The 26375-nt window shown below is 75.1% G+C and carries 28 protein-coding genes; 22 read left to right on the top strand and 6 right to left on the bottom strand.

All coding sequences use genetic code 11. The features are described from left to right. Positions 1–19 precede the first annotated feature (19 nt). On the top strand, positions 20–1228 hold the full coding sequence (gene ftsY, locus ACI79Y_RS12350; protein ID WP_457158759.1) for a signal recognition particle-docking protein FtsY: 1209 nt from the start codon (positions 20–22) through the stop codon (positions 1226–1228). 51 nt (positions 1229–1279) lie between these two features. On the opposite strand, the gene ACI79Y_RS12345 is transcribed toward ftsY, so the two are convergent. From ACI79Y_RS12345 to ACI79Y_RS12325, 5 genes are all read right to left on the bottom strand, one after another. Beyond that, positions 1280–3121, bottom strand: a complete 1842-nt coding sequence (locus tag ACI79Y_RS12345) for a SpoIIE family protein phosphatase (protein WP_457158758.1) — start codon at positions 3119–3121, stop codon at positions 1280–1282. 94 nt (positions 3122–3215) lie between these two features. Beyond that, positions 3216–3965, bottom strand: a complete 750-nt coding sequence (locus ACI79Y_RS12340; protein WP_457158757.1) for an energy-coupling factor ABC transporter ATP-binding protein — start codon at positions 3963–3965, stop codon at positions 3216–3218. Further along, positions 3962–4747, bottom strand: coding sequence for a cobalt ECF transporter T component CbiQ (gene cbiQ, locus ACI79Y_RS12335; RefSeq protein ID WP_457158756.1), 786 nt, complete (start codon positions 4745–4747; stop codon positions 3962–3964). Before cbiQ ends, ACI79Y_RS12340 begins: the two co-directional genes overlap by 4 nt. Position 4748: 1 nt before the next feature. After that, positions 4749–5108, bottom strand: a complete 360-nt coding sequence (locus ACI79Y_RS12330; RefSeq protein WP_457158755.1) for a PDGLE domain-containing protein — start codon at positions 5106–5108, stop codon at positions 4749–4751. Next, positions 5105–5881: an energy-coupling factor ABC transporter permease gene (locus ACI79Y_RS12325; protein ID WP_457158754.1), complete on the bottom strand. Its 777-nt coding sequence runs from the start codon at positions 5879–5881 to the stop codon at positions 5105–5107. The genes ACI79Y_RS12330 and ACI79Y_RS12325 overlap by 4 nt, the downstream gene beginning before the upstream one ends. Positions 5882–6295: 414 nt before the next feature. On the opposite strand from ACI79Y_RS12325, the gene ACI79Y_RS12320 reads away from it, so the two are divergent. The 8 genes from ACI79Y_RS12320 (at position 6296) to ACI79Y_RS12285 (ending at position 15928) form a co-directional block, all read left to right on the top strand. Beyond that, positions 6296–7618, top strand: coding sequence for an ammonium transporter (locus ACI79Y_RS12320; RefSeq protein WP_457158753.1), 1323 nt, complete (start codon positions 6296–6298; stop codon positions 7616–7618). Next, positions 7615–7953, top strand: a complete 339-nt coding sequence (locus tag ACI79Y_RS12315; protein ID WP_089304115.1) for a P-II family nitrogen regulator — start codon at positions 7615–7617, stop codon at positions 7951–7953. The genes ACI79Y_RS12320 and ACI79Y_RS12315 overlap by 4 nt, the downstream gene beginning before the upstream one ends. A 116-nt stretch (positions 7954–8069) precedes the next feature. Next, positions 8070–10439 carry a [protein-PII] uridylyltransferase gene (locus ACI79Y_RS12310; RefSeq protein ID WP_457158752.1) on the top strand — a complete coding sequence of 790 codons (2370 nt, stop codon included), beginning with the start codon at positions 8070–8072 and terminating at the stop codon, positions 10437–10439. Positions 10440–10570: 131 nt separating this feature from the next. Continuing rightward, the gene (locus ACI79Y_RS12305) at positions 10571–10753 is read left to right on the top strand and encodes a hypothetical protein (RefSeq protein WP_457158751.1); all 183 of its coding nucleotides are present in this window, start codon (positions 10571–10573) and stop codon (positions 10751–10753) included. Positions 10754–10918: 165 nt separating this feature from the next. Next, on the top strand, positions 10919–12517 hold the full coding sequence (gene ffh / locus ACI79Y_RS12300) for a signal recognition particle protein (protein WP_457158750.1): 1599 nt from the start codon (positions 10919–10921) through the stop codon (positions 12515–12517). Positions 12518–12521: 4 nt separating this feature from the next. Next, positions 12522–13607, top strand: a complete 1086-nt coding sequence (locus ACI79Y_RS12295) for an amidohydrolase family protein (protein WP_457158749.1) — start codon at positions 12522–12524, stop codon at positions 13605–13607. A gap of 220 nt (positions 13608–13827) precedes the next feature. After that, a complete protein-coding gene (locus tag ACI79Y_RS12290) occupies positions 13828–15564 on the top strand; it encodes a proline--tRNA ligase (protein WP_457158748.1) in 1737 nt (578 codons plus the stop codon). Further along, positions 15557–15928: a ribonuclease E inhibitor RraB gene (locus ACI79Y_RS12285; protein WP_457158747.1), complete on the top strand. Its 372-nt coding sequence runs from the start codon at positions 15557–15559 to the stop codon at positions 15926–15928. Before ACI79Y_RS12290 ends, ACI79Y_RS12285 begins: the two co-directional genes overlap by 8 nt. On the opposite strand, the gene ACI79Y_RS12280 is transcribed toward ACI79Y_RS12285, so the two are convergent. Beyond that, the gene (locus tag ACI79Y_RS12280; protein WP_457158746.1) at positions 15859–16290 is read right to left on the bottom strand and encodes a VOC family protein; all 432 of its coding nucleotides are present in this window, start codon (positions 16288–16290) and stop codon (positions 15859–15861) included. The genes ACI79Y_RS12285 and ACI79Y_RS12280 overlap by 70 nt on opposite strands. Positions 16291–16445: 155 nt before the next feature. Between ACI79Y_RS12280 and rpsP the strand changes: the two genes are divergently transcribed. From rpsP to dprA, 13 genes are all read left to right on the top strand, one after another. Continuing rightward, positions 16446–16895: a 30S ribosomal protein S16 gene (gene rpsP / locus ACI79Y_RS12275; protein ID WP_153362013.1), complete on the top strand. Its 450-nt coding sequence runs from the start codon at positions 16446–16448 to the stop codon at positions 16893–16895. A 3-nt stretch (positions 16896–16898) separates the two neighbouring features. Beyond that, positions 16899–17135 (top strand): RNA-binding protein, encoded by a 237-nt coding sequence (locus tag ACI79Y_RS12270; protein ID WP_299958160.1) that lies wholly within the window; start codon positions 16899–16901, stop codon positions 17133–17135. Positions 17136–17179: 44 nt separating this feature from the next. Beyond that, the gene (rimM, locus tag ACI79Y_RS12265; RefSeq protein ID WP_457158745.1) at positions 17180–17695 is read left to right on the top strand and encodes a ribosome maturation factor RimM; all 516 of its coding nucleotides are present in this window, start codon (positions 17180–17182) and stop codon (positions 17693–17695) included. After that, a complete protein-coding gene (gene trmD, locus ACI79Y_RS12260; protein ID WP_457158744.1) occupies positions 17692–18438 on the top strand; it encodes a tRNA (guanosine(37)-N1)-methyltransferase TrmD in 747 nt (248 codons plus the stop codon). Before rimM ends, trmD begins: the two co-directional genes overlap by 4 nt. 10 nt (positions 18439–18448) lie before the next feature. Continuing rightward, positions 18449–18949 (top strand): NUDIX hydrolase, encoded by a 501-nt coding sequence (locus tag ACI79Y_RS12255; RefSeq protein ID WP_457158743.1) that lies wholly within the window; start codon positions 18449–18451, stop codon positions 18947–18949. 205 nt (positions 18950–19154) lie between these two features. Beyond that, positions 19155–19511: a 50S ribosomal protein L19 gene (gene rplS, locus ACI79Y_RS12250; protein ID WP_457084732.1), complete on the top strand. Its 357-nt coding sequence runs from the start codon at positions 19155–19157 to the stop codon at positions 19509–19511. Positions 19512–19647: 136 nt separating this feature from the next. Then, entirely contained in the window at positions 19648–20694 is a 1047-nt protein-coding gene (gene lepB / locus ACI79Y_RS12245) for a signal peptidase I (protein ID WP_457158742.1), read from the top strand. 214 nt (positions 20695–20908) lie between these two features. Next, on the top strand, positions 20909–21598 hold the full coding sequence (locus ACI79Y_RS12240; protein ID WP_457158741.1) for a LuxR C-terminal-related transcriptional regulator: 690 nt from the start codon (positions 20909–20911) through the stop codon (positions 21596–21598). A 372-nt stretch (positions 21599–21970) separates the two neighbouring features. Next, positions 21971–22735, top strand: a complete 765-nt coding sequence (locus tag ACI79Y_RS12235) for a ribonuclease HII (RefSeq protein ID WP_457158740.1) — start codon at positions 21971–21973, stop codon at positions 22733–22735. After that, a complete protein-coding gene (locus tag ACI79Y_RS12230) occupies positions 22732–23052 on the top strand; it encodes a DUF2469 domain-containing protein (protein WP_153362005.1) in 321 nt (106 codons plus the stop codon). Before ACI79Y_RS12235 ends, ACI79Y_RS12230 begins: the two co-directional genes overlap by 4 nt. Positions 23053–23199: 147 nt before the next feature. Next, complete coding sequence (locus ACI79Y_RS12225; protein WP_457158739.1) at positions 23200–23568, top strand: YraN family protein; 369 nt, start codon at positions 23200–23202, stop codon at positions 23566–23568. Continuing rightward, positions 23568–25088, top strand: a complete 1521-nt coding sequence (locus ACI79Y_RS12220) for a YifB family Mg chelatase-like AAA ATPase (protein ID WP_457158738.1) — start codon at positions 23568–23570, stop codon at positions 25086–25088. Before ACI79Y_RS12225 ends, ACI79Y_RS12220 begins: the two co-directional genes overlap by 1 nt. Continuing rightward, a complete protein-coding gene (dprA, locus tag ACI79Y_RS12215; protein ID WP_457158737.1) occupies positions 25085–26344 on the top strand; it encodes a DNA-processing protein DprA in 1260 nt (419 codons plus the stop codon). The genes ACI79Y_RS12220 and dprA overlap by 4 nt, the downstream gene beginning before the upstream one ends. Positions 26345–26375 lie beyond the last annotated feature (31 nt).

Genomic DNA, 26375 nt, shown 5'->3' with positions numbered 1-26375 from the left:
CGGCTGGGAGACTGCCTGCATGGAGTTCGTGGAGTACGTGCTGATCGCGGTCGCGATCCTCGTCGTCGGCCTGGTGTCCGCCGTCGGTCTGCTGGTCGGCCGGGGACGGCGCACCACCCGGCTGGACGACGACGCCGCGGCCGGCACCACGCTGACCCGGCCCCGTCCGCCCCAGCCCACCGCCCCGCCCACGCCTGCACCGGAGCACACCGGGTCGACCGCCGTCGACCCGGCCGACCTGCCGGTGGCCGAGCCGGTCGAGCTGCCCCCGGCGGAACCCGAGCCGGGCCTGGTCTTCGAGACGCCGCCCCCCTCGGCCGGCCGGCTGATCCGGCTGCGGTCCCGGCTGGCCCGGTCGCAGTCCTCGCTGGGCCGCGGCCTGCTCACCGTGCTGGGCCGGGAGAAGCTGACCGAGGACGACTGGGAGGAGATCGAGGAGACCCTGCTGGCCGCGGACGTCGGCGTCGCCGCCACCACCCAGATCGTCTCCCGGCTGCGCACCCAGAGCCTGGTGCTGGCCACCGCGTCCGGGGAGGACCTGCGGCAGCTGCTGGTCCGCGAGCTGACCGCCGTCCTCGGCCCCGACCTGGACCGCACGCTGCACACCGACCGGCACGACGGCCGCCCCGCCGTCGTCCTCGTCGTCGGGGTGAACGGCGCGGGGAAGACGACGACGGTCGGCAAGATCGCCCGGGTGCTGGTGGGCGACGGCAAGAGCGTGCTGCTCGGCGCGGCCGACACCTTCCGCGCCGCCGCCGCCGACCAGCTGGAGACCTGGGGCGAGCGGGTGGGCGTGCACACCGTGCGCGGTCGGGAGGGCGGCGACCCGGCCGCGGTGGCGTTCGAGGCGGTGCGTTCGGGCATCGAGGGGGAGGTCGACGCCGTGCTGGTCGACACCGCCGGCCGGCTGCACACCAAGTCCGGGCTGATGGACGAGCTGGGCAAGGTGAAGCGGGTCGTGGAGAAGCACGGCCCGGTCGACGAGGTGCTGCTGGTGCTGGACGCGACCACCGGCCAGAACGGCGTCGTGCAGGCACGGGTGTTCACCGAGGCGGTGGACGTCACCGGGGTGGTGCTGACCAAGCTCGACGGCACCGCGAAGGGCGGCATCGTCGTCTCGGTGCAGCGTGAGCTGGGCATCCCGGTGAAGCTGATCGGGCTCGGGGAGGGGCCGGACGACCTGGCGCCGTTCGAGCCGGAGGCCTTCGCCGAGGCGATCGTCGGCTGACGCCCGCGGGAGCATCGACCGAGCTCTGCGAGGGAGGAGCGGACCGGGGGCCTACGGGCCGATGCGCAGCGCGAGCAGGGCGACGTCGTCGGCGAAGTCCGGCGCCATCCGCGCCAGGAGGGCGTCGCACAGCTCCTCCACGGGGGTGCCGGCGAGCTCGGTGGCGGCCGTGAGCAGTCGGTCCAGGCCGTCGTCGAGGGTCGCGTCCCGGCGCTCGACGAGGCCGTCGGTGTAGAGGACGACGGTGTCCCCGGGCCGCAGGTCCACCGCGTGGTCGGTCCGGGGCGTGCCCGGGTCCACGCCCAGCAGCAGGTTCCGGGGGCGCTCCAGCAGCTGCGTCGTCCCGTCGGCCCGGACCAGCACCGGCGGCAGGTGACCGGCGTTGGCCCAGCGCAGCGTGCGCACGCCGGCGGCGGCCTGCTCCGGGGTCTGCTCGACCCGGGCCAGCACGGTGGTCGCCAGCGTGGTCACCCCCAGGTCGTGGACCGCGCGGTCCAGCGCGGTCAGCACCGGGGCCGGCCGGGCGTCCAGCGCATGTGCGATGCCGCGCAGCAGGTTGCGCAGCTGGCCCATGGCGGCCGCGGCGTCCCGGTCGTGCCCGGTGACGTCGCCGATGACCAGCGCGGTCGCGCCGTCGGCGGAGGGGAAGGCGTCGTACCAGTCGCCGCCCACCTGGGCCTCTCGGGCGGCGGGCCGGTAGCGCACCCCGATCCGCAGGTGGTCCGGCTGGGGCGGCGCGGTGAGCAGCGAGCGCTGCAGCGCCTCCGCCAGGCTGCGGGTGGCGCGGGCCTGCCGCCGCTCCTCCTCCAACCGGGCGACCCGCTCGACCGCCTGTGCGCACTGCGCCGCGTAGGCCTCCAGGACGCGGAGCTCCTCGTCCTCGAACGCGCGCGGCCCGGCCCAGCCGACCGTCCACGAACCGAGCAACCGGCCGCCGGCGCGCAGCGGCAGGGCCGCCCACGACCGCACGCCCAGTCCCTCGGCCACTCGGGTGGCCTCCACGTCCGACCAGCCGCTCAGCGTGGCGTCGCGGACGATCCGGGGTGCGCCTGCCGCGGCCACGGCCATCGGCAGGGGTGAGTCCACGGCCAGGTCGGCGCTGAACAGCCGGCCGTTGCGCCACTCGGTCAGCCGCAGCGGTCCGGCCGGCCGGGTGAGGGCGACCGCCGCGGCGTCGACCGCGAGCGCCGACCGGCCGTGCTCGAACAGCAGCTCCAGCAGCTCGCGGGTGGTCTCCGCCTGGGCGAGCGCGGAGACGGTCGCCGCCAGCCCGGACAGGGAGCGGGCGGCGCGCCGCTCCCGCTCACCGACCTCGCGCAGCCGGGCGTTCAGCTGCTCCAGCTCCCGGGTGCGGCTGAACAGGTCGGACTCCACCTGGGCCACCCGGTGCTGGCCGCGGGCCGCTTCCAACCGGGCCTCGTCCCGGTCGCGGACGTAGTCGGTGATGTCGTCGGAGCGGTGCAGCAGCAGCACCACCCGCCCGTCGTCGTCCAGGATCGGCACGTTGCGCGGGCTCCAGAAGCGCTCCTGGTAGCTGCCGTCGGGCATCCGGATGTCGTACCGCTGGATCGCCATGGTGACCGGCCGGCGGGTGTCCCGGGCCTCGGCGAGGGAGGCGGCCAGGTTGACCATGCCGTCGGCGGCCGGGTCGTCGGGGTTCATCGGGAAGAGGTCGAACAGGTGCCGCCCGACGTTCTCCGCGAGCGTGGTCGCCGTCGCCTCCCGCCGCGCCTGGTTGGCGTGCACGATCACCAGGTCCGGGGTGAGCAGCAGGAAGGGTGCGGGCGCCAGCTCGAAGACCCGGGCGTACTCGGGGACGGGCAGCGCCGCAGGGCTCACCCGGCGCGCCGCGCGGGCGATCCGCGCCCCGTCCGGCGAACGTCCCTCGGCCACGTCGCTGCTGCCCCCTGCCCGGCTCCTGCCATCGATCCGACGGGGTGGCCTACCCGCGTGGCCCCCGGGGCAACCTGGTCCGGGACGCCGTCGCTCAGCCGACGGCGCGGGGGTCGAAGCCGAAGGGCAGCTCGAGCCGGTGGGCGGCCAGCAGCGCCGTGTCGGCGAGCAGCTCCCGGGTCGGGCCGTCGGCGACGATCACGCCGCCGTCCAGCACGACCGAGCGCGGGCACAGCTGCAGGGCGTAGGGCAGGTCGTGGGTGACCATCAGCATCGTCACCGGCAGCGACTGGAGCACTTCGGCCAGCTCGCGGCGGCCGGCCGGGTCGAGGTTGCTGCTGGGCTCGTCGAGCACGAGCACCTCGGGCTGCATCGACAGCACGGTGGCGACGGCGACCCGGCGTCGCTGGCCGAAGGACAGGTGGTGCGGCGGGCGGTCGGCGGCGTCGGCCATCCGGACGGCGGCCAGCGCGTCGGCCACCCGGCGGGCGACCTCGGGCTCGGGCAGGCCCAGGTTGCGCGGGCCGAAGGCGACGTCCTCGCCGACCGTGGGCATGAACAGCTGGTCGTCGGGGTCCTGGAAGACGATCCCGACCCGGCGGCGCACCTCCTGCAGCGAGCGGTCGGTCACCGGAAGGCCGCCGACCTCCACCCGGCCGCGCCCGCCCCGCAGGATGCCGTTGAGGTGCAGCACCAGCGTGGTCTTGCCGGCGCCGTTGGGGCCCAGCAGCGCCACCCGCTCGCCCGGTGCGATCCGCAGGTCGACGCCGAAGAGCGCCTGGTGCCCGTCGGGGTAGGCGAACGCGAGGTCGTCCACGACGAGGGACGGCGGGGGAGTGCTCACCCCAGCAGTGAACCCGCCGTCAGGACGGCGGCCGCGGCCAGGGGCAGGGTGAGCGCGATCGCCCAGGAGCGGGTGCCCACCACGGCGACCGGCCCGGTGGGGATCCGGCCGGTGTACCCGCGGGACAGCATCGCCAGGTGCACGCGTTCGCCGCGCTCGTAGGAGCGGATGAACAGCGAGCCCGCCGCGGGGCCGAGCACCTTGAGCGCCCCCAGGTGGCGGGCGCGGAAGCCGCGGGACTCCCGGGCCACCCGCATCCGGCGCAGCTCGCCGCCGACCACGTCGGCGTACCGGATCATGAAGCCCAGGATCTGCACGAGCACCGAGGGCATCCGCAGCCGTTCCAGGCCGCGCAGCAGGGCACGTGGGTCGGTGGTCGCGGCCAGCAGCGTGGCGGCCAGCACCGACAGCGTCGCCTTGGCCAGGATGCTGCCGCCGGCCGCCAGCCCGTTCTCGGACAGGGAGAGCCCGAGCACGTCGGTGCGGGGGCCGCGGGCGACGAACGGCAGCAGCACGGCGAAGAGGACGAACGGCACCTCGACCACCAGGCCGCGCAGCAGCCGCCCGGGACGCACCCGGGCGACCGCCGCGACGGCGAGGAGGAGCAGCAGGAAGCCGGCGTAGGCCAGCGGCGCCCACCCGGCGTGCACCGGCGTCAGCACCACGACCAGCGCGAAGGCCAGGACCGCGACCAGCTTGGTGTGCGGCTCGAGGCGGTGCACCGGGCTGTCGCCGGGGACGAAGGTCGCCCCCAGGCCGCCGTGCGCGTGTCCGGCGCCCACCTCAGTCGCGGGCGGCGGGAACGGCGTCGTCGGCGGGGACGTGCTCGCTCCGGCTCTGGTCCCGGCGGCGCAGCACCAGCGTGAGCCCGCCGGCGAGCACCAGCACCAGCAGCACCCCGACGACGCCGGCCAGTCCACCGGAGAGCCGGGCGTCGTCGATCCCCGCGGTGCCGTAGTCGGCCAACGGGGAGCCGGCGACGGCGCTGTCCTCCGCGGTGTGGCCGAAGCCCTGCTCCTCGGCGGTGGCCTCCAGGCCGTCGGGGGCGGAGCTGGCGTAGTAGCTGCCGACCCCGGCGATCAGCAGCGCGACGACCAGGCCAGCCAGCAGGAAGGCGCGGGTGCGTCGCTGCGGCGCGGTCACCGGGCGTCCGTCGGGGTGAGCACCGGCCGCTCGTCGGCGTCGGCGGGTGGCATCGGTGCGGTGGTGTTCGGGGTGCGCGGCCGGCCGGCCGTCTCCGGGCGCGGGGCCAGCATGCCGGCCGACCGGGTGAGGTGCCGCGCGCCGCGCACGAGGTCCGGGCGGACGGCGAGGACCGCGCCCAGCACGGCGACGGTGATGGCCGCCTCGCCCAGCCCGATCAGCAGGTGCACGCCGCCCATGGCGCCGGCGACCGCCGCCAGCGAGACGTCGGCGACGCCGCCGAGCCCGAAGAGGCCGGCGAAGACCAGCGCAGCCACCGGCACCGAGAGGAACGCGCCCACCCCGGCGGCGGCGAGCACCCCGGTGCGGCCGGCCGGCAGCACCCGGCGCAGCCCGGCGAAGACGCCGTAGCCGACCGCCACCGCGACCAGGCCCATCAGCGTGACGTTCGTGCCCAGGGCGGTCAGCCCGCCGTCGGCGAAGACCAGCGCCTGGACCAGCAGGACCACGGTCATGCACAGCACCGCCGTCCAGGGGCCGACCAGGACGGCGGTGAGCGCGCCACCGATCAGGTGGCCGCTGGTGCCGTAGGCGACCGGGAAGTTCATCATCTGGACCGCGAACACGAAGGCGGCGGTGAGGCCTGCCATCGGCGCGGTCCGCTCGTCGAGCTCGCGGCGGGAGCCGCGCAGGGCCAGCGCGACACCGGCGGCGGCCACGGCCGCGGTGCCGGCGGTGGTGGCCGCGTCGAGATAGCCATCGGGGACGTGCACGCGGACCTCCGGGACGTCGGGTGGTGCGCCGGCCGGGCGGCCTGGGCGCTGCCGGCCGCGGCGCTGCGACTGACCGACCTTATTGCACACAGCTCGCAGTTGCACCCCCCTTGCAACAAGGTGGCCGGGAACCGTCGGGCAGGTGACGTACTGCACCTCGGGCCCGGTCGGCAGGGGCCGTCGGGGCGTCTGCAACACGGTTGGAACAGAACCGGCCGACACGCTTAGTGGAGTTCACGACCGCGAAACACGTTCGCGCCGCCGCCGGAAACACGGGGTCGGCACCGTTCATCCCCGTCGCCCTCCGATGGAGGCGCCGGCTCAACCCGCTGCCCGCACGGGCGGTGGTCGACCCCCGAGGCCCCCGGGCCCCCGCTTGCGGCCGATGGCCGACGACACCCTCAGGAGGTTGCCGTGCTCGACACCGGCAATACCGCCTGGATCCTCACCAGCGCTGCTCTCGTGCTGCTGATGACCCCAGGCCTCGCACTCTTCTACGGCGGCATGGTCCGCGCGAAGAGCGTTCTCAACATGATGATGATGAGCTTCGGCGCGCTGGCGCTGATCAGCGTCCTGTGGGTGCTCTACGGCTACTCGATCGCCTTCGGCGACGACATCGGGCTCGGGCTCCTCGGCAGCCCCTTCGAGTTCTTCGGGCTCGACGGCCTGATGGAGGACACCGACGCGGCGCTCCCGACCATGGCGTTCGTCGGTTTCCAGTCCGTCTTCGCGATCATCACCGTCGCCCTCATCTCCGGCGCCATCGCCGACCGGGCCAAGTTCGGCTCGTGGATGGTCTTCGCCGGCATCTGGGCCACCGTCGTCTACTTCCCGGTGGCGCACTGGGTCTTCGCGTTCGACGGCGACGACGTGGAGGGCGGCTGGATCGCCAACGACCTCGCTGCGATCGACTTCGCCGGCGGCACCGCGGTGCACATCAACGCCGGTGCGGCGGGTCTGGCCCTGGCCCTGGTGCTGGGCAAGCGCCGCGGCTTCGGTCGGGAGGCGATGCGCCCGCACAACCTGCCGCTGGTGATGATCGGCGCCGGGCTGCTGTGGTTCGGCTGGTTCGGCTTCAACGCCGGCTCCGCCCTCGCCGCCGACAACACCGCCGCCGTCGCCTGGGTGAACACCCTGGTCGCCACCGGTGCCGCGACGCTGGCCTGGTTGCTGGTGGAGAAGATCCGCGACGGTCACTCGACCTCGCTGGGCGGCGCCTCCGGCGTCGTCGCGGGTCTGGTCGCGATCACCCCGGCCTGCTCGGCGGTCTCGCCGATCGGCGCGATCATCGTCGGCGCGGTCGCGGGTGCCCTGTGCGCCCTGGCCGTCGGCCTGAAGTTCAAGCTGGGCTACGACGACTCGCTCGACGTCGTCGGCGTCCACCTGGTCGGTGGCCTGGTCGGCACCATCCTGATCGGCTTCCTGGCCGACCCCGACGCCCCGGCCGGCGTGGAGAGCCTCTTCTACGGTGGCAGCGTCGACCAGCTCTGGCGTCAGGTCGTCGGCGCGGTGGCGGTGCTCGCGTACTCGTTCATCCTCACCCTGGTCATCGGCTTCCTCATCCAGAAGACGATCGGCTTCCGGCTCACCGAGGAGGACGAGGTCACCGGCATCGACACGGTGGTGCACGCTGAGTCGGGGTACGACTTCGCCTCCCTGGGCGGCGGCGGCAGCACCGCGCCCCTGGGTGGCCAGGCACGCGCCGAGGCGCGCAACACGGAAGGGACCCGGGCATGAAGCTCGTCACCGCCATCGTCAAGCCGTTCAAGCTCGACGACGTCAAGAACGCCCTCGAGCTGATCGGCATCGCCGGTCTGACCGTCAGCGAGGTCCAGGGCTTCGGTCGCCAGCGCGGCCACACCGAGGTCTACCGCGGGGCGGAGTACCAGGTCGACTTCGTGCCCAAGGTGCGGATCGAGGTCGTGGTCGGCGAGGTGGAGGCCGCCCGCGTGGTCGACGCGATCGTCGAGGCCGCCTCCACCGGGCAGATCGGCGACGGCAAGGTGTGGGTCACCACGATCGACGAGATCGTCCGGGTCCGCACCGGGGAGCGCGGGGCCGACGCGCTCTGACGCGCTGCTGGTGAGCTGACGTCGGCCGGGGTGGTGGGGAGACCCGCAGCCCCGGCCGACGCGCGTTTCCGGCTCGCCCACCACCCGCCCGTTCCGACCACCGCGAGAGGTGCCGCGTGCTCGACCTCGACGCCCTGCCCCGCCTGCCCCGCACCGAGCGGGTCCAGGCGGTGGACACCTGGCTGGCCGGCCTCCTCGCCGAGGCGCTCGCCGGCACCCCGCGTCCGCCCAGCCGGCGCGGGGCACCGCCGGCGACGCCGGCCGGGCAGGGGGTCGCGCTGGTCGCCGTCGGCAGCCTGGGCCGGCGGGAACTGCCCCCGCACGGCGACCTGGACCTGGTGCTCGTCCACGACGGCCGGCCGGAGATCGCGGCCCTGGCCGACGCGCTCTGGTACCCGATCTGGGACGCCGGGATGCGCCTGGACCACTCCGTGCGCACCGTCGCCGAGGCGGTCGCGATCGCCGGTGACGACGTCAAGGCCGGGTTCGGCCTGCTCGACGTGCGCCACGTGGCCGGCGACCCGGAGGTCGGCACCGCGCTGCGCGCAGCGACCCTCGCCGCCTGGCGTCAGCACGCCGGGCGGCTGCTGCCCGAGCTGCGCGACCTGCGGCGCACCCGCGGCCGGCAGGTCGGTGAGCTGGGCTTCCTGCTCGAGCCGGACCTCAAGGAGGCCTACGGCGGCCTGCGGGAGGGGCAGGTGCTGCGCGCCCTGGCCGCCGCCCAGCTGACCGACCAGCCGCCGGCCGACGCGGGGCAGGCGTACGCGCTGCTGCTCGACGCCCGGGACGCCCTGCGCGCGCACACCGGTCGGGCGACCGACGTGCTGGTTCGGCAGGAGCAGCGGCCGGTCGCCGAGGCGCTCGGGCTGGCCGACGACGACGCGCTGCTGCGCCAGGTCAGCCTGGCCGGCCGGCGGCTGGCGTTCGTCGCCGACGAGACCTGGCGCCGGGTGGACGCCTCGCTGGTCCGCCGCCCCCGGGCCCGGTACCGGCGGGTGCGCCGGGAGCCGCTGGCCGAGGGGCTGGTCCGCCAGGGCGACGAGGTCGTCCTGGCTCGCGACGCCCGGCCGGCCGCCGACCCCGGGTTGGTGCTGCGCGGCGCCGCCGCTGCCGCGCGGGCCGACCTGCTGCTCTCGCCGTACACGCTCAAGGTCCTCGCCGTGCACGCCCCGCCGCTGCCCGAGCCGTGGCCGCCGGAGGTCCGCTGGTCGTTCCTGCGCCTGCTGGCCAGCGGGCGCAGCGCCGTCCCGGTGCTCGAGCAGCTGGACCAGGAGGGGCTGCTGTCCCGCATGCTGCCGGAGTGGGACCGGGTGCGGTCGCTGCCGCAGCGCCACCCCTGGCACCGGTTCACCGTCGACCGGCACCTGGTCGAGGCGGCGGCAGCGGCCGCCGAGCTCACCCGGGACGTCGACCGGCCCGACCTGCTGCTGGTCGGCGCCCTGCTGCACGACATCGGCAAGGGCTGGCCGGGTGACCACACCGAGGTGGGGGTGGTCGTGGTGGGGGAGATGGCCGCGCGGATGGGGTTCAGCCCGCCGGACGTCGCCACGCTGGTCGCGATGGTGCGCCACCACCTGCTGCTGCCCGACGTGGCCACCCGCCGGGACCTGGACGACCCGCTGACCGTCGACCGGGTGGTCGAGGCGATCGACGCCGACGCCGCCCTGCTGCAGCTGCTGCACGCGCTGTCCCAGGCCGACGGCGCGGCCACCAGCACCTCGGCGTGGTCGCCGTGGAAGGCCCACCTGGTCGCCGCGCTCGTGGCGCGGGTGGCCGCCCGGCTGGGCAGCACCGCGACGCCGGAGCCGGTGCTCGAGCCGACCGAGCCGACGGTGACCGCCCCCGCTCCGGCGATCCCCGGGCCCACCGAGCCGGTGACGGTGGGCATGGAGGACGTGCTGGACGGTCAGCAGATCACCATCGGGGCGCCGGACCGCCCCGGCCTGCTGAGCCTGTGCGCGGGGGTGCTGGCGCTCAACCAGCTGGACGTGCGCGCCGCCCGGGTCAGCGTGGAGGGCGGCCACGCCACGCAGGTGTTCGCCGTCCGGCCCCGGTTCGGTCGGGCCCCCGTGCCGGAGATCCTCGCCGACGGCGTCCGCGCGGCGCTGGAGGGCACTCTCCCGCTGGCCGAGCGGCTGCGGCAGCGGGAACGCGACTACAGCCAGGACCGGGCGCCGGTGCGCCCGCCGCGGGTCTCCTGGTTCGACGCCGAGGCCACCGGGGTCACCGGCCTGGTCGAGGTGCGCGCCACCGACCGCGCCGGCCTGCTGCACCGGCTCACCGCGGCGCTGGCCGGCGAGGGGCTGGACGTGAGCTCGGCCACCATCGAGACGCTGGGCGCGGACGCTGTCGACGCCTTCTACGTCGCCGACCCCAGCGGCACCCCGATCGACGCCGGCCAGCGCGAACGCGTCGAGCGGGCGCTGGTCGCGGCCGCCCGTGGCGAGGTCCACGACCCCGCGGCGCTGCCCGTCCGCGACAGCTGAGCGACACCTGGCCCGGGCGGGTGCGTCGGGTTCTGTCGGACCCTCGTGGCACGTTGCACGTGCCGGACGACGCCCGGCGCCGGGATCCGCGGGACCACCGGGATCAAGGACGCGACGGAAGGGGACCCCTCGTGAGCGAGCTGCCGACCTGGCCCTGTGTGAGCTGTGGCCACGACACCCGGTTCGAGCAGCCGCCGTGCACCGACGGCCACACCGAGGACGGCGGCGAGTGCCCGGAGTGGCTGTGCGTCGACTGCGGCGCGGCGATCGTGAACGGCGACGCGTCGGCGGGGGAACGGCAGCGCGCCGCCTGAGGACGGACCCCGCTGCCCCCGCCGCGACGAGGTCGCGGCGGGCCCCTGCAGCGGGGCCTTAGGGTGGTGACAGGTGGCGTGACGGCCCCGGGGTGGCCCCGGGCGCCCGAGCCGAACCGTCGGACTCCGGCGGCGGCTGCGCGCCCGACTGCTTGAGGACGTGTTGTGTTCGAGACCCTCTCCGACCGCCTGGACAAGGTCTTCACCGGTCTGCGCGGCAAGGGCCGGCTCTCCGACGAGGACATCGACGCCACCGCGCGCGAGATCCGGATCGCCCTGCTCGAGGCCGACGTCGCGCTGCCGGTCGTCCGCTCCTTCATCGCCTCGGTCAAGGAGCGGGCGCGCGGCGCCGAGGTCTCCCAGGCGCTGAACCCGGCGCAGCAGATCATCAAGATCGTCAACGAGGAGCTCATCGGCATCCTCGGTGGCGAGACCCGGCGGATCCGCTACGCCAAGCAGTCGCCGACGGTGATCATGCTGGCCGGTCTGCAGGGTGCCGGCAAGACGACCCTGGCCGGGAAGCTCGGCCGCTGGCTCAAGGGGCAGGGCCACACCCCGCTGCTGGTCGCCTGCGACCTCCAGCGCCCCAACGCGGTGCAGCAGCTGTCGGTGGTGGCCGGACAGGCCGGGGTCGACGTCTTCGCCCCGGAGCCGGGCAACGGCGTCGGCGACCCGATCGCGGTGGCCCGCGAGTCGATCGACCACGCGCGGCGCACGATGCACGACGTCGTCGTCGTCGACACCGCCGGCCGGCTGGGCATCGACGCCGAGCTGATGGCCCAGGCCGCCGGCATCCGCGACGCCGTGCAGCCCGACGAGACGCTCTTCGTCGTCGACGCGATGATCGGTCAGGACGCGGTCACCACCGCCCAGGCCTTCGCCGACGGCGTCGGCTTCTCCGGCGTGGTGCTCACCAAGCTCGACGGTGACGCCCGCGGTGGTGCGGCGCTGTCGGTCCGCTACATCACCGGCCAGCCGATCATGTTCGCCTCCACCGGCGAGAAGCTGGCCGACTTCGACGTCTTCCACCCCGAGCGGATGGCCTCGCGCATCCTCGGCATGGGCGACGTGCTCACCCTCATCGAGCAGGCCGAGCAGGCGTTCGACGCCGACCAGGCCGAGCGCATGGCCGGCAAGCTCGCCGCCCGAGAGGGCTTCACCCTCGAGGACTTCCTCGAGCAGATGATGGCGATCCGCAAGATGGGCCCGATCGCCAACCTGCTGGGCATGCTGCCCGGTGCCGGCCAGATGAAGGACCAGCTCGCCCAGGTCGACGAGCGCGACCTGGACCGCACCGCGGCGATCATCCGGTCGATGACGCCGGCCGAGCGGGTCAACCCCAAGATCATCAACGCCTCGCGGCGGGTCCGGATCGCCAACGGCTCCGGCATGAGCGTCACCGACGTCAACCAGCTGCTGGAGCGGTTCGCCCAGGCGCAGAAGATGATGGGCCAGATGGCCGGCAGCATGGGCATGCCCGGCATGGGCCCGATGTCGAAGAAGCAGCGCGGCCGGCAGAACCAGGTGCAGGCCCGCGGCAAGGGCAAGAAGGGCAAGGGCGGCAAGAAGAGCGGCCCGGCCCGCCGGCCCATCGGCGCCCCCGGCGCGATGGGCGGCTTCCCCGGCGGGATGCCCGGTCAGCTGCCCGGCGGCCAGCCCCCCGGCGGGGTGCCCGGGCTGCCGCCCGGCCAGGCGCTGCCCGACCTCTCCAAGCTCGACTTCAGCCAGTTCAAGGACGGCCCGTTCAAGGACCAGGGCCGCTGAGCCGGTGACCGCCCCCGCCCTGCACCTGTCCGGCGTCGTCCTCCCCGAGGGCGAGCACCGCGACCTGTGGGTGCGCGACGGGCGGATCACCTTCGAGCCCGTCCCCGGCGCCGAGACGGTCAGCCGGGACGGGTTCGTGCTGCCCGGCCTGGTCGACGCGCACTGCCACGTCGGCCTCGGCCACGGCGGTGAGCACGTCGGCGACCTCGACGGGCTGCGCGCCCAGGCCCTCGCCGAGCGGGACGCCGGCGTGCTGCTGCTGCGCGACTGCGGTTCACCGGTCGACACCCGGGTGCTCGACGACCACGAGGACCTGCCGCGGGTGATCCGGGCCGGCCGGCACCTCGCCGCGACCCGGCGGTACATCCCCGGGCTCGCCCTCGAGCTGGAGCCGGCCGACCTCGTCGAGCAGGTCCGGGTGCAGGCCCGGCGGGGTGACGGCTGGGTGAAGCTGGTCGGCGACTGGATCGACCGCGGCGTGGGCGACCTGGCGCCGGAGTGGCCGGCCGACGTCGTGGCCGCGGCGATCGCCGCCGCCCACGAGGAGGGCGCCCGGGTCACCGCGCACACCTTCGGCACCGACGCGCTGCCCGACCTCATCGGCGCCGGCATCGACTGCATCGAGCACGGCAGCGGGCTGACCGAGGAGCTGGTCGGGCAGATGGCGGCGCGCGGCACCGCCGTCGTCCCCACCCTGGTCAACGTGGAGAACTTCCCCGGCTTCGCGGCGGCGGGGGAGCAGAAGTTCCCCGCCTACGCCTCCACGATGCGGCGGCTGTACGCACGGGCCGGGGCCGTGGTGCGGGCCGCGTACGAGGCCGGTGTGCCGGTGTTCGCCGGCACCGACGCCGGCGGTGGCATCGACCACGGCGTCATCGCCGACGAGGTGCGGGCGCTGCACGCCGCCGGGCTGCCGGCCGAGGCGGCGGTTGCCGCGGCGTCCTGGGCGGCGCGGGAGTGGCTCGGGCTGCCCGGTGTCGAGGAGGGGGCGCCGGCCGACCTCGTCGTCTACGAGGCCGACCCGCGCACCGAGCTGGACACGTTGCAGCGACCGCAACGACTGGTCCTCCGCGGCCACGTCGTCGGCTGAGCCGGCGGCCGCGGCCCCGGCGCCAGACGGCCCGGGATCAGGTGACCTGATCGTGGGGGGCGGCGGGGGGGGGGGGGGTGGGGGGGGGGGGGTCGGGGGCGCGCGCGCCGGGGGCCGCCCCCCCCCCCCCCCCCCCCACGGTGAGCCAGGAGGACGCCCCGGCCAAACCCGTGGACGGCGTCCCGCGGACGCCTGGGACACTCGTCCCGTGCTCCTTCGGATGTCCTCCCTGTTCCTGCGCACGCTGCGCGACGACCCGGCCGACGCCGAGGTCCCCAGCCACCGGCTGCTCGCCCGGGGCGGCTACATCCGGCGGGCGGCGCCGGGCGGGTTCACCTGGCTGCCGCTGGGTTGGCGGGTCTTCCGCAACGTCGAGCGCATCGTCCGCGAGGAGATGGACGCGATGGGCGCGCAGGAGGTGCACTTCCCGGCGCTGCTGCCGCGCGAGCCCTACGAGGCGACCGGCCGCTGGACCGAGTACGGCCCCAACCTCTTCCGGCTGCAGGACCGCCGCGGCAACGACTTCCTGCTCGGGCCCACCCACGAGGAGATGTTCACCCTCCTGGTGAAGGACCTCTACGGCTCCTACAAGGACCTGCCCCTCTCGCTCTACCAGATCCAGACCAAGTACCGGGACGAGGCGCGGCCCCGGGCCGGGCTCTTCCGCGGCCGTGAGTTCACCATGAAGGACAGCTACTCCTTCGACGTCGACGACGCCGGCCTCGAGCGCTCTTACCAGGCGCACCGCGAGGCCTACATCAGGATCTTCGACCGGCTCGGCCTCGACTACGTGATCGTCGCGGCGATGTCGGGTGCCATGGGGGGATCGGCGAGCGAGGAGTTCCTGCACCCGACCGACATCGGCGAGGACACCTTCGTGCGGTCGCCCGGCGGCTACGCGGCCAACGTCGAGGCGGTCACCACCGTCGCCCCGGACGCCGTCCCGTTCGACGGCCTGCCCGACGCGCACGTCGAGGACACCCCCGACACCCCGACCATCGAGACGCTCGTGGCGGCGGCCAACCAGCTCTTCCCCGACGCCGGGTACACCGCCGCGTCGACGCTGAAGAACGTGGTCGTCACGCTCGTGCACCCCGACGGCACCCGGGAACCGCTGATCATCGGCCTGCCCGGCGACCGGGAGGTCGACGCCAAACGCCTCGAGGCCGTGGTCCACCCCTCGGAGGTGGAGCCGTTCACCGACTTCGCCGGCAACCCCGCGCTGGTCAAGGGCTACATCGGCCCGCAGGTGCTGGGCAGCGAGAGCGAGTCGAAGATCCGCTACCTGGTCGACCCGCGGGTCGTGCCGGGCACCCGCTGGATCACCGGCGCCAACGAGCCGGGCAAGCACGTGTTCGACCTGGTGGCCGGGCGCGACTTCACCTGGGACGGCACCATCGAGGCCGCCGAGGTGCGCCCCGGCGACCCGGCGCCCGACGGCTCCGGACCCCTGGAGCTCGCCCGCGGCGTGGAGATGGGCCACATCTTCCAGTTGGGCCGCAAGTTCGCCGAGGCGCTGGACCTGAAGGTGCTCGACGAGAACGGCAAGCTCGTCACCGTCACCATGGGCTCCTACGGCATCGGGGTCTCCCGGGCGGTGGCCGCCATCGCCGAGTCCACCCACGACGAGCTGGGCCTGCGCTGGCCGCGGTCGGTCGCGCCGGCCGACGTCCACCTGGTGGCCACCGGCAAGGACGCCGCCGTCTTCGAGTACGCAGAGTCCCTCGCCGGCCAGTTGGTCGACGCCGGGGTCACGGTGCTCTTCGACGACCGGCCGAAGGTGTCGCCCGGGGTCAAGTTCAAGGACGCCGAGCTGCTGGGCATGCCGACGATCGTCACCGTGGGCCGTGGGCTGGCCGACGGCGTCGTCGAGGTGCGCGACCGGGCGACGGGGGAGCGGTCCGAGGTCGCGGTGGCCGATGCGGTCGACGCGGTCCTCGCCGCCGTCCGTGGCTGAGCGGTCGCTCGACGAGCAGCTGCGGCTGACCGCCGAGACGGTCGAGGCGAACCTCGGCCACGGCGACCAGGTGCACGCGCCCCGGCCGATCGACCACACCGCCGCCTTCCGGAGCCGGAGGGCGGCGGTGGCGGCCGGGGAGGAGCTCACCGGGGCCGGCTACCGGGTCGACGGGCTGTACCGCCGGCTGCTCACCGTGTGGCTCGAGTTCAGCGCCATGACGGCGGTCGACCACGAGACCGCGGCCGGCTTCACCCGTGAGGTGGTCGGCATCGTCGAGCGGCACGGGGGCCGCTACGACGGCTGGGGCGGGTTCCTGGTGGCCGCGGAGTCCGGCGACGAGGGCACCAGTTCCACCTCGTAGCCGTCGCCGTCGGCCAGGTAGGCGGCCCGGTGCTCGGGACCGCCGGCGAACGGGTGCCGGTCGGCGAACAACAGCGACCAGCCGTGGGCGGGGGCCTCGGCGACCAGCGCGTCCAGGTCGTGCACCCAGAACGCCAGGTGGTTGAGCCCCGGAGCGCGGCGGTCGTGCCGGTCGCCGGTCAGCGCCGGGGACTGCTCGATGACGAGGTAGCCGCCCTCCGCCCAGCGCCAGGACCGGCCGTGCGGCCACGACTGGAACGGTGCGGCGCCCAGGGCGGTCAGCAGCCACCCCCAGGATCGTTCCGCACGGGCGAGATCGGGCACCCACAGCTCGATGTGGTGCAGGGGTCCGGCAGCGGTCATGAGCTCTTCCCTCGCGTCTGGCATCATGGTCTGTCGAACACGGCGGCGGGTGGCCCTCTCACCATCCCCGCCCGTGTCCATCGCCTCGCCCCGGCGTACCCCCACGCGACCGTCCGGCGGGCAACCACACACGTTCGAGGAGCACACCACACACCGTGGCCACCAAGATCAAGCTCATGCGCCTGGGCAAGATGCGCGCGCCGTACTACCGCATCGTCGTCGCCGACGCCCGCACCAAGCGGGACGGTCGCTCGATCGAGACGATCGGCAAGTACCACCCGAAGGAGGACCCGTCCTTCATCGAGGTCGACAGCGAGCGCGCGCAGTACTGGCTCGGTGTCGGCGCCCAGCCGACCGAGGCCGTCGCCGCCATCCTCCGGGTCACCGGTGACTGGCAGAAGTTCAAGGGCGAGCCGGCTCCGGCCCCGATGAAGGTCGCGGCCCCCAAGCCGGACAAGAAGGCCCTCTACGAGGAGGCCGCCCGCGCCGCCGCCGACGAGCCGACGACCGAGGCGACCACCCCGCGCAAGAAGGCCGCTCCCAAGGCCGACGCCGCTGCCGACGCCCCGGCCGCGGACGCCGCCGAGACGCCTGCTGCCGAGTAAGACGTGCTCGAAGAAGCGCTCGAGCACCTGGTCAAGGGCATCGTCGACAACCCCGACGACGTCGTGGTCGACATGGTCAACGGCCGCCGCGGCAAGACCCTCGAGGTCCGGGTGCACCCCGACGACCTCGGCAAGGTCATCGGCCGCGGCGGGCGCACCGCCAAGGCGCTGCGCCAGGTCATGACCGGTGTCGGCGGCCGCGGCCTTCGGGTCGACGTCGTCGACACCGACGGGCGCTGAGCACTCCCGGCGCCGCAGGCGCCACCCCCGCACACCCCGACACCGTGGTGGTCGGCCGCATCGGCCGGCCCCACGGTGTCCGTGGTCAGGTCACCGTCGAGGTGCGCACCGACGACCCCGACCTGCGGTTCGCCCCCGGGTCGGTGCTGCTCACCGACCCGCCCTCCCGCGGCCCGCTCACCGTCGCCGGGATGCGCTGGCACAGCGGCACGCTGCTGCTGACCCTGTCCCGCCCCGACGGCGCGGTGATCGCCGACCGCGAGGCCGCGGACGCGCTCCGCAACACGCAGCTGCTCGTCCCGGTCGACGCGCTGCCCGAGCTCGACGACCCGGACTCGTTCTACGACCACCAGCTGGTCGGCCTGGCCGCCGAGCTGACCGACGGGACGCCGCTGGGCGAGGTGACCGCCGTGCGGCACGAGGGCGCCGAGCTGCTGGTCGTGCGGCGCACCGACGGCCGCGAGCTGCTCGTGCCGTTCGTCGCGGCCATGGTGCCGACGGTCGACGTCGCCGGTGGCCGGCTCGTCGTCGACCCGCCCGAGGGGCTGCTCGACCTGTGAGCTTCCGCGTCGACGTCGTCTCGATCTTCCCCGAGTACCTGGCGCCGCTGCGCCAGTCGCTGCTGGGCAAGGCCGCCGAGCGCGGGCTGGTCAGCATCGGGGTGCACGACCTGCGGCAGTGGACCGACGACGTCCACCGCACGGTCGACGACGCCCCGTACGGCGGCGGCCCCGGCATGGTCATGCGCCCCGAGCCCTGGGCCCGGGCGCTGGAGGCGGTCCGGCCGGCGGGCACCCGGCTGGTCGTGCCCACCCCGGCGGGCCGGCCCTTCACCCAGGCGGTCGCTGCCGAGTGGGCCACCGAACCCGGCCTGGTCTTCGCCTGCGGCCGCTACGAGGGCATCGACCAGCGGGTCGCGGACTGGGCGGCCTCGGCGGGCCCGGTCTCGGAGGTCTCCATCGGCGACTACGTCCTCGCCGGCGGGGAGTCCGCGGTGCTGGTCATGGTCGAGGCGGTCACCCGGCTGATCCCCGGCGTCGTCGGCAACGCCGAGTCGGTGGAGTTCGACTCGCACGCCGACGGGCTGCTCGAAGGACCCTCCTACACCCGCCCGGCCAGCTGGCGCGGCCAGGACGTGCCGCCGGTGCTGCTCTCCGGCGACCATGCGGCCATCGCCCGCTGGCGGCGCGCGCAGTCACTCCGGCGTACCGCCGACCGCCGTCCCGACCTGCTCGCCGCGCTGCCGACCGAGGCCCTGTCGGCGGCCGACCGGGCCGCGCTGGACGCCGACCCCCAGCCGTGAGGACCCAGCCGTGACGGACCGGCCCTGGGTGCGGCCGACCGCCCGCGTGCTGGTGCTCGACCCGGCGCAGCGGGTGCTGCTGCTCGGCGCGCGGCTCACCGGCCCGGACGCCGTCCCCGGCGAGGTGCTGTTCTGGTACACGCCCGGCGGGGGAGTGGAGGACGGCGAGGACCTGCGCACGGCCGCCGTCCGGGAGCTCGCCGAGGAGACCGGCCTGCGCGCCGACCCCGCCGAACTGGAGGGTCCGGTGTGGCTGCGCCGGCACCTGGGCCGCTGGGGTGAGCAGGAGATCGACTCGCGCGAGACGTTCTTCGTGCTGCGCGACGTCCGGCACGTCGTGGACGTGGCCGGGCGCACCGAGCTGGAGCTGCTCGCCGACGAGCCGCACCGCTGGTGGAGCGTCGCGGAGATCGCCGCGGGTGGGGCGGCGTTCGCCCCGCGCGACCTCGCCGACGCGCTCCCGCAGCTGCTCGCGGGCCCGTGGACGGGGCCGCCGCGCATCGTCGGCTGAAGATGTGGCACAGTAGAGAGCTGCTGCACGCCGTCGGCTCCTGTCGACAGTGGCTCCGCACCTGACGACGACGTCCCCCTGACCACGTCCTGCACGAGGTCACGGACGACGACGCGGGTGGTGGAGCGCGGCCCCCCGGTACGGACTCACCGGGACCCCGCTGCCCGTTACACGACGAGTTCCCTAGATCCTGAGGACTGCTGCGATGAACACCCTGGACGCCCTCGACGCCGCGTCGTTGCGCAACGACATCCCCGACTTCCGCCCCGGGGACACCGTGAAGGTGCACGTGCGGGTCATCGAGGGCAACCGCTCGCGCGTCCAGGTCTTCCAGGGCGTCATCATCCGGCGCCAGGGCGGCGGGATCCGCGAGACCTTCACCGTCCGCAAGGTCAGCTTCGGCGTCGGCGTGGAGCGCACCTTCCCGGTGCACACCCCGGTCGTCGAGAAGATCGAGGTGCTCACCCGCGGTGACGTCCGCCGGGCGAAGCTGTACTACCTCCGTGAGCTGCGCGGCAAGGCCGCCAAGATCAAGGAGAAGCGCGAGGTCGTCGCGCGCTGATCTCAGCGTCTCGGCACCGAACGGGGCCGGCTGCCATGGGCAGCCGGCCCCGTTCCCGTTGTCGGGCGGCTGTGCGGTGACGGCGGCCCGGCGCTCTGTCGGGCAGGGTGGCGCGCGGACCGTACGCTGAGCGGCGATGAGCACGCACGGGCCCGACGACTCGTCCGCCGGCCGTCCCCAGCGGGACGAGACCCCGGACTCCCCGCCCTCCCCGGAGGTGGGCTCCCGCCGGCCCGACGGGCCTGATCCGGGCGGCACCGCGGCAGGGGAGCGCACGGGGCGCCCACCGGCGAAGAAGGGCTCCCTGCTGCGCGAGCTGCCGGTGCTGCTGGTCATCGCCTTCGTCCTGGCGTTGCTGGTGAAGACCTTCCTGGTGCAGGCCTTCTTCATCCCGTCGGGCTCGATGGAGCAGACGCTGCACGGCTGCCCCGGCTGCACCGGGGACCGCGTGCTGGTGAACAAGGTGCCCTACTGGTTCGGCGAGCCGGAGCCCGGTGACGTCGTGGTCTTCCGCGGGCCGGACACCTGGTCCCCGGAGATCACCGTCGAGGAGCCGAGCAACTGGTTCACCGGGGCGCTGCTGACCCTGGGCCGGGCGATCGGCGTCGCCCCGCCCAGCGAGGACGACTACGTCAAGCGGGTCATCGCCACCGAGGGCCAGGAGGTCGCCTGCTGCGACCCGGAGGGCCGGGTCACCGTCGACGGGGAACCGCTGGAGGAGCCCTACATCTACGAGAACAACCCGATCGAGTCGCGGGCGTTCTCCCCGGTCGTCGTCCCCGAGGGGCGGCTGTGGGTGATGGGCGACCACCGCTCGGCGTCGTCCGACTCCGTCGAGCACAGCGGCGACAAGTACGCCGGCACGGTCGCCGTGGACGACGTGATCGGCAAGGCCGCGGTCATCGTCTGGCCGCTGGACCGGTTCGGTCTCATCGACGACCCGGACATCCAGGCCGACGCGGCAGCCGCCCCCGCGGGGCTCCCGATCCAGGGGGGTGCGGCGGTCGCGGTGCCCTACGTCCTGGGGCTGGCCGGCGCCGTGCCGCTGACCGCCTGGCGACGGCGGCGCAGGCTGCGCCGGGCCCGGGCGGCAGGCCCGTCCCGGCGTCCGCCCCGCACCGGCTGGCGGCGCGTGCGCCGGCCCGCGCAGACCCGGCCGGCGCGGGGCTCCTCGGCCGGCTGACGGTCCCGCCCCGGAGGCTCCTCCGGGCCACTGTCGAGCAGGCGCGCCGTCCTCCGGGCACGCTCGGCGACCCTTCTGATGCGCCTTTCGGCATGATCTGCGCGCGTCCCGCGAAGAAGTTTGCGGAAGTTGTTCAAGCAATCCGTTCACCCGGTCGATGTACATCGCAGAGAGTCATCAGACCCGAACGGAGAGTCAGACAGTGTCTGCACCCATGGCGAGCACCACGCGCGGCGTCACCCGCGTCATGATCCTCGCGGACGCCCCGGTTCTGCGCCGCGGGCTGATCGGCATGATCAACGAAACCGCCGGCATGCAGGCGGTGGGCACCCCCGGGGAGCCCCGCCGCGCGCTGACCCTCGCCGACTCCGCCCGCCCCGACGCCGTCGTCGTCGAGCTGGGCGCCGGCCGGGCCGCGACGCTCAACGCCTGCCGCGACCTGCGCCGCCGCTACCCGCAGATCGCGATCGTCGCCATCGCCACCTCCGAGGACCCCGCCGTGGTCAACGAGGCGCTGGCCGCCGGCGTCCGCGGCTACCTGCTCATGAACACCTCGCCCACGCTGCTGGGCTGGGCGGTGCTCGCGGCCCGCGCCGGGCGCACCGTCGTCGACCCGCAGATCCGCCGCACCGAGGGCGGGGCCGAGCCGGTCGCCAAGCCGCTGGCCCCCGAGGTGCCGCTGACCCGCCGCGAGTCCGACGTCCTGGACGAGCTCCTCCAGGGGCAGTCCAACCGGCAGATCGGCCGGAACCTGTTCATCAGCGAGGACACCGTCAAGTCCCACGTCAAGGCGATCCTGCGCAAGCTCGGCGCCCGCGACCGTGCGCACGCCGTGTCGCTGGTGCTCTCCGCCCGCAACCCGGGCTGCACCTGCGGCGCCCACAGCTTCACCGCCACCGTCTGATCCGGCGGGCCGCGGACGAGCCGGGCATCGCGCCCGCCGTCCTCGACCCGACCCCGACGGCCGGGACGTCCCCCCACGCCCCGGCAGGCCGGGCTGGTCGGCACCTGCCGACCACGCTCGCCCGCCACGAGCCGGTCCCCGTTCCCCCGCGGACCGGCTCGTGGTGTGTCCGGGTCCGTGGTGTGTCCGGGTCCGTGGTGTGTCCGGACCGTGGTGTGTCCGGACCGTACCCGGTGCGCCGCCGTCCGGTCCGTGTGCCACGACGTCCCTCCGGCGTCGTAGGGTCGGCAGTCGATGCCTGCCCGATCCACCCCGACCGCTCCCCGCTCCCGGGGCGTGTCCGCCGCGGAGGCGTCGGACACCCTCTGGGAGATGGAGCGCTCCCTCCGCCGCCGCGGGTTCGCCGCGATCGCCGGCGCCGACGAGGCCGGGCGCGGAGCCTGCGCCGGCCCCCTCGTCGCGGCCGCCTGCGTGCTGCCGGCCGGCCGCCGTGGCCGAGTGCCCGGGCTGGCCGACTCCAAGCTGCTCACCCCGGCCACCCGGGAGCAGGTCCACGCCGAGGTCGTCCAGCGGGCGCTCGCCTGGTCGGTCGTCGTCATCCCCGTGCCCGAGCTCGACGCCCGGGGCATGCACGTGACCAACATCGAGGCGTTGCGCCGGGCGGTGCACGCCCTGGACCCCGGCCCGGAGTACGTGCTCACCGACGGCTTCCCGGTCAGCGGCCTGGCCCAGCCCTCGCTGGCGGTCTGGAAGGGCGACCGGGTCGCCGCCTGCGTGGCCGCGGCCTCCGTGCTGGCCAAGGTCACCCGGGACCGGATGATGCTCGAGCTGCACGAGCGGTTCCCCGCCTACGGCTTCGACGTGCACAAGGGCTACATCACCGAGGCGCACAGCGCCGCGCTCGACGAGCACGGCCCCTGTCCGGAGCACCGGACGCGGTTCGTCAACGTGGCCCGGGCGCGGGACGCGCACGCCGCGCGGGCACCGGCGCTGCCGACGAGGCGGGCCATGCCCGATGATGGACCCGTGCCCGCCCAGTCGAACGACCTCCCGGAGCTCGTCTCCGGATCCATCCCGCGGGCTGCCGACCACCGCGCCGGCCTGCCCACGCCGGCACTCGTGGAGCACACGCGATGAGCACCGAGGACCTCGAGAAGTACGAGACCGAGATGGAGCTGCAGCTCTATCGCGAGTACAAGGACATCGTCCGCCAGTTCTCCTACGTGGTGGAGACCGAGCGGCGGTTCTACCTGGCCAACAGCGTCGACCTGCAGGTCCGGGACGCCGGCGGTGAGGTGTTCTTCGAGCTCACCCTCACCGACGCGTGGGTCTGGGACATGTACCGGCCGGCGCGGTTCGTGAAGAACGTGCGGGTGGTGACGTTCAAGGACGTCAACGTCGAGGAGCTGGACAAGCCCGACCTCGAGTTGCCGGACAGCCCGCGTCTGCCCTGACCCTGCCTGCCCTGATCCCGCCGCGCGCACCCGGCCAGGCTGCCCGGCGGGGGGCCGACCGGCGGTTCGTCGTCCACAGCCGCACCGGCTGTCCACAGATCCGGTGCGGCGCTGGTCCGCTCCCTGCGCCGGACCCAGGGTCGAGGGGTGTCTCCGACCCCGACCCCACGAGCCGCCCTCGGCGCCTACGGCGAGCGGGTGGCCGTCCGGCTGCTCACCGACGCCGGTATGCAGGTGCTCGACCGGAACTGGCGCTGCCGCCACGGTGAGCTCGACGTCGTCGCCCGCGACGGCGACGCGATCGTCTTCTGCGAGGTGAAGACCCGGCGCGGCACCGGCTTCGGTCACGCCGTGGAGGCGGTGACCGCCGGCAAGCGGCGCCGGTTGCGCCAGCTGGCCCGCGCCTGGCTCGCCGCGCACGACCACCACGCACCCGATCTGCGCTTCGACGTCGTCGGGGTGCACGTCCCGGTCGACGGGCCGGCCCGCGTGGCGCACCTGCGGAACGCGTTCTGATGGCGCTGGCGAGGACCTGGTCGGTGGGGCTGGTCGGCGTGCGCGGCGCCATGGTGGAGGTCGAGGTCGACCTCGCCGCCGGGGTGCCCACGGTGGTGCTGGTCGGCCTGCCCGACGCCGTCGTGCGCCAGTCGGTCGACCGGGTGCGTGCGGCGGTCGTCAACAGCGGGCACGACTTCCCGCTGCGCCGGGTGACGATCGGGCTGTCGCCGGCGGCGATGCCGAAGCAGGGCAGTGGGTTCGACCTCGCCCTCGCCGTGGCGGTGCTCGCCGGCGCCGGCGTGGTCCCCGCCGAGCGGGTGCGCGAGCTGGTGCTGCTCGGTGAGCTGGGCCTGGACGGGTCGCTGCGGACGGTCCGCGGGGTGCTCCCCGCGGTGCTGGCCGCCGCCCGCGCCGGGCACCGGCAGGTCGTGGTGCCGGCCGACAACGCCGACGAGGCGGCGCTGGTCGAGGGGATCGAGGTGCTGGCCGCCCGGACCCTGCGGCAGGTCGTCGCCCACCTGGCCGGGGGCGCGGCCATCCCGGTCCACGTCCGTGCGCCGGCGGCTCCCGAGCCGGCGGGCCCCGACCTGGCCGACGTCGTCGGCCAGACCGCCGGGCGCCGGGCGGTGGAGGTCGCCGCCGCCGGGGGCCACCACCTGTTCCTCACCGGCCCGCCCGGGGCGGGGAAGACGATGCTGGCCGAGCGGCTGCCGGGCCTGCTGCCGCCGCTGGACGAGCGGGCCGCGATGGAGGTCACCGCGATCGCGTCCGTCGCCGGCACCCTTCCCCCGGGAGCGCCGCTGGTCCGGCGGCCCACCTTCGAGTCACCGCACCACTCGGCGACGATGGCCGCGCTGGTCGGGGGCGGCTCGGGCCAGATCCGCCCCGGCGCGCTGTGCCGCGCCCACCTGGGGGTGCTCTTCCTGGACGAGGCGCTGGAGTTCCCGCGGGCCGTGCTCGACACGCTGCGCCAGCCGCTGGAACGCGGCGAGGTCACCATCCACCGGGCGAACGGCTCGGCCACCTTCCCCTGCCGGACGCAGCTGGTGCTCGCCGCCAACCCGTGCCCCTGCGCGAGCGCGGCCGGCGACACGGCCTGCACATGCAGCCCGCTGGAGCGCCGGCGCTACCAGTCCCGGCTCTCCGGCCCCTTGCTCGACCGGATCGACCTGCGGGTCACGCTGCCGGCGGTGAGCCGCGCCGCCTGGCTGGACGGCGTCGCGCCGCCGGAGTCGACGCAGGTGGTGGCCCGGCGGGTGGGCGCCGCGCGCGCCGCCGCCGCGGCCCGGCTGGCCGGCACCGGGTTCACCCTGAACAGCGCGGTCCCCGGCCGGCTGCTGCGCGAGCGGTGGCCGGTGCCCCGGCGGGCGCTGTCGCTGGCGGAGCGGGCCCTGGAACGGGGCTCGCTGTCGGTCCGCGGGTTCGACCGGGTGCTGCGGGTCGCCTGGACGCTGAGCGACCTGGCCGGACGCACGGTGCCCGGCTCCGACGAGGTCGCCGAGGCCCTCGGCATGCGCCTGCAGCGGGCGGCGGCATGACCGCCGGGAGCCCCGACGAGCTGGTGGCCGACCTGCGCAGCGGACCGACCGAGGACCACGCAGGTACCGCGGGTCCGGCGGCCCGCCGGGCGCGGGCCTGGCTCAGCCGGGCGATGGAGCCCGGGTCGGTGGAGGCGTGGCGGTTCGTCGAGCGGGTCGGTCCGGTCGAGGCGGTGGCCGCCCTCCGGGCCGGGACCGCCCCACCCCGCGTGCAGGCGGTCGCCGGTGCCCGGGTCGCCGACGACGCCAGCCTGGCCGACCTGAGGCGGGCCGAGCGGTGTGGTGCGCGCCTGGTCGTGCCCGAGGACGACGAGTGGCCGGCGCTGGCCCTGCACTGCCTGACCGTGGCGACCGCGCAGATCGCCGATGACCGAGGGCTCGACCGACGGCGGACGCCGGTCCCGCCGCTGGCGCTGTGGGTGCGGGGTGACGGGGCGCTGGCCGACGTGGTCGACCGCTCGGTGGCCCTGGTCGGATCACGGGCGGCGACGGCGTACGGCGAGCACGTGGCCGGTGAACTGGCCCACGGCCTGGGGGAGCGGGGGTGGACCACCGTCTCCGGCGGCGCCTACGGGATCGACGCCGCCGCTCACCGCGGGGCGCTGGCCGCCGGTGCCCCCACCGTCGCCGTGCTCGCCTGCGGCGTCGACCGGGCCTACCCGGCGTCGCACTCCGCCCTGTTCTCCCGGCTGCTGGACGGCGGCCTGCTGGTGAGCGAGTGGCCGCCGGGCTGCGCACCGCTGCGCCACCGGTTCCTGGTGCGCAACCGGCTGATCGCCGCCCTGACCCGGGGCACGGTGGTGGTCGAGGCGGCAGCGAGGTCCGGCGCGCTGGCCACCGCCCACCGGGCCGACGACCTGGGCCGGGCGCTGATGGTGGTGCCCGGCCCGGTCACCAGTGCGATGTCGGTGGGCTGCCACGAGCTGCTCCGCGACGAGCTGCGCACGGCCCGGCTGGTGACCACCGCGGCGCAGGTGATCGAACGGGTCGGGTCGCTGGGTACCGACCTCGCCACCCCGCCGGAGCGGCCGGACACCGCCCGGGACGAGCTGTCCGACGTGGCCCGGCGGGTGCTGGACGCCTGCCCGGTCCGCACCGGCGTCACCCCCGAACGTCTCGCGGCGGTGGCCGGCTGCGACGTCCTGGACGTGCTGCGGGTGCTGCCGGCGCTGGAGCTCGCCGACCTGGTCCAGTGGACCGGCACCGGCTGGCGGCTGCACCCCCCGCCGAAACCCGGGACCGGCGCGCCCCGTTGACCGGCCCCGTTCCGGCACGGACGCTGCCCCC

The organism is Modestobacter sp. SYSU DS0875 (assembly GCF_054050915.1).
This window is presented reverse-complemented; position numbering and strand designations above follow the sequence as displayed.

Excerpts from the sequence above, each read along its gene's own strand:
- rplS (WP_457084732.1), top strand. The coding sequence starts at position 19,155 with ATGAACACCCTGGACGCCCTCGACGCCGCGTCGTTGCGCAACGACATC.
- ACI79Y_RS12240 (WP_457158741.1), top strand. The coding sequence starts at position 20,909 with ATGGCGAGCACCACGCGCGGCGTCACCCGCGTCATGATCCTCGCGGAC.
- ACI79Y_RS12230 (WP_153362005.1), top strand. The coding sequence starts at position 22,732 with ATGAGCACCGAGGACCTCGAGAAGTACGAGACCGAGATGGAGCTGCAG.
- dprA (WP_457158737.1), top strand. The coding sequence starts at position 25,085 with ATGACCGCCGGGAGCCCCGACGAGCTGGTGGCCGACCTGCGCAGCGGA.
- ACI79Y_RS12235 (WP_457158740.1), top strand. The coding sequence starts at position 21,971 with ATGGAGCGCTCCCTCCGCCGCCGCGGGTTCGCCGCGATCGCCGGCGCC.
- ftsY (WP_457158759.1), top strand. The coding sequence starts at position 20 with ATGGAGTTCGTGGAGTACGTGCTGATCGCGGTCGCGATCCTCGTCGTC.
- lepB (WP_457158742.1), top strand. The coding sequence starts at position 19,648 with ATGAGCACGCACGGGCCCGACGACTCGTCCGCCGGCCGTCCCCAGCGG.
- ACI79Y_RS12315 (WP_089304115.1), top strand. The coding sequence starts at position 7,615 with ATGAAGCTCGTCACCGCCATCGTCAAGCCGTTCAAGCTCGACGACGTC.
- ACI79Y_RS12220 (WP_457158738.1), top strand. The coding sequence starts at position 23,568 with ATGGCGCTGGCGAGGACCTGGTCGGTGGGGCTGGTCGGCGTGCGCGGC.
- ACI79Y_RS12290 (WP_457158748.1), top strand. The coding sequence starts at position 13,828 with ATGTCCTCCCTGTTCCTGCGCACGCTGCGCGACGACCCGGCCGACGCC.
- ACI79Y_RS12280 (WP_457158746.1), bottom strand. The coding sequence starts at position 16,290 with ATGACCGCTGCCGGACCCCTGCACCACATCGAGCTGTGGGTGCCCGAT.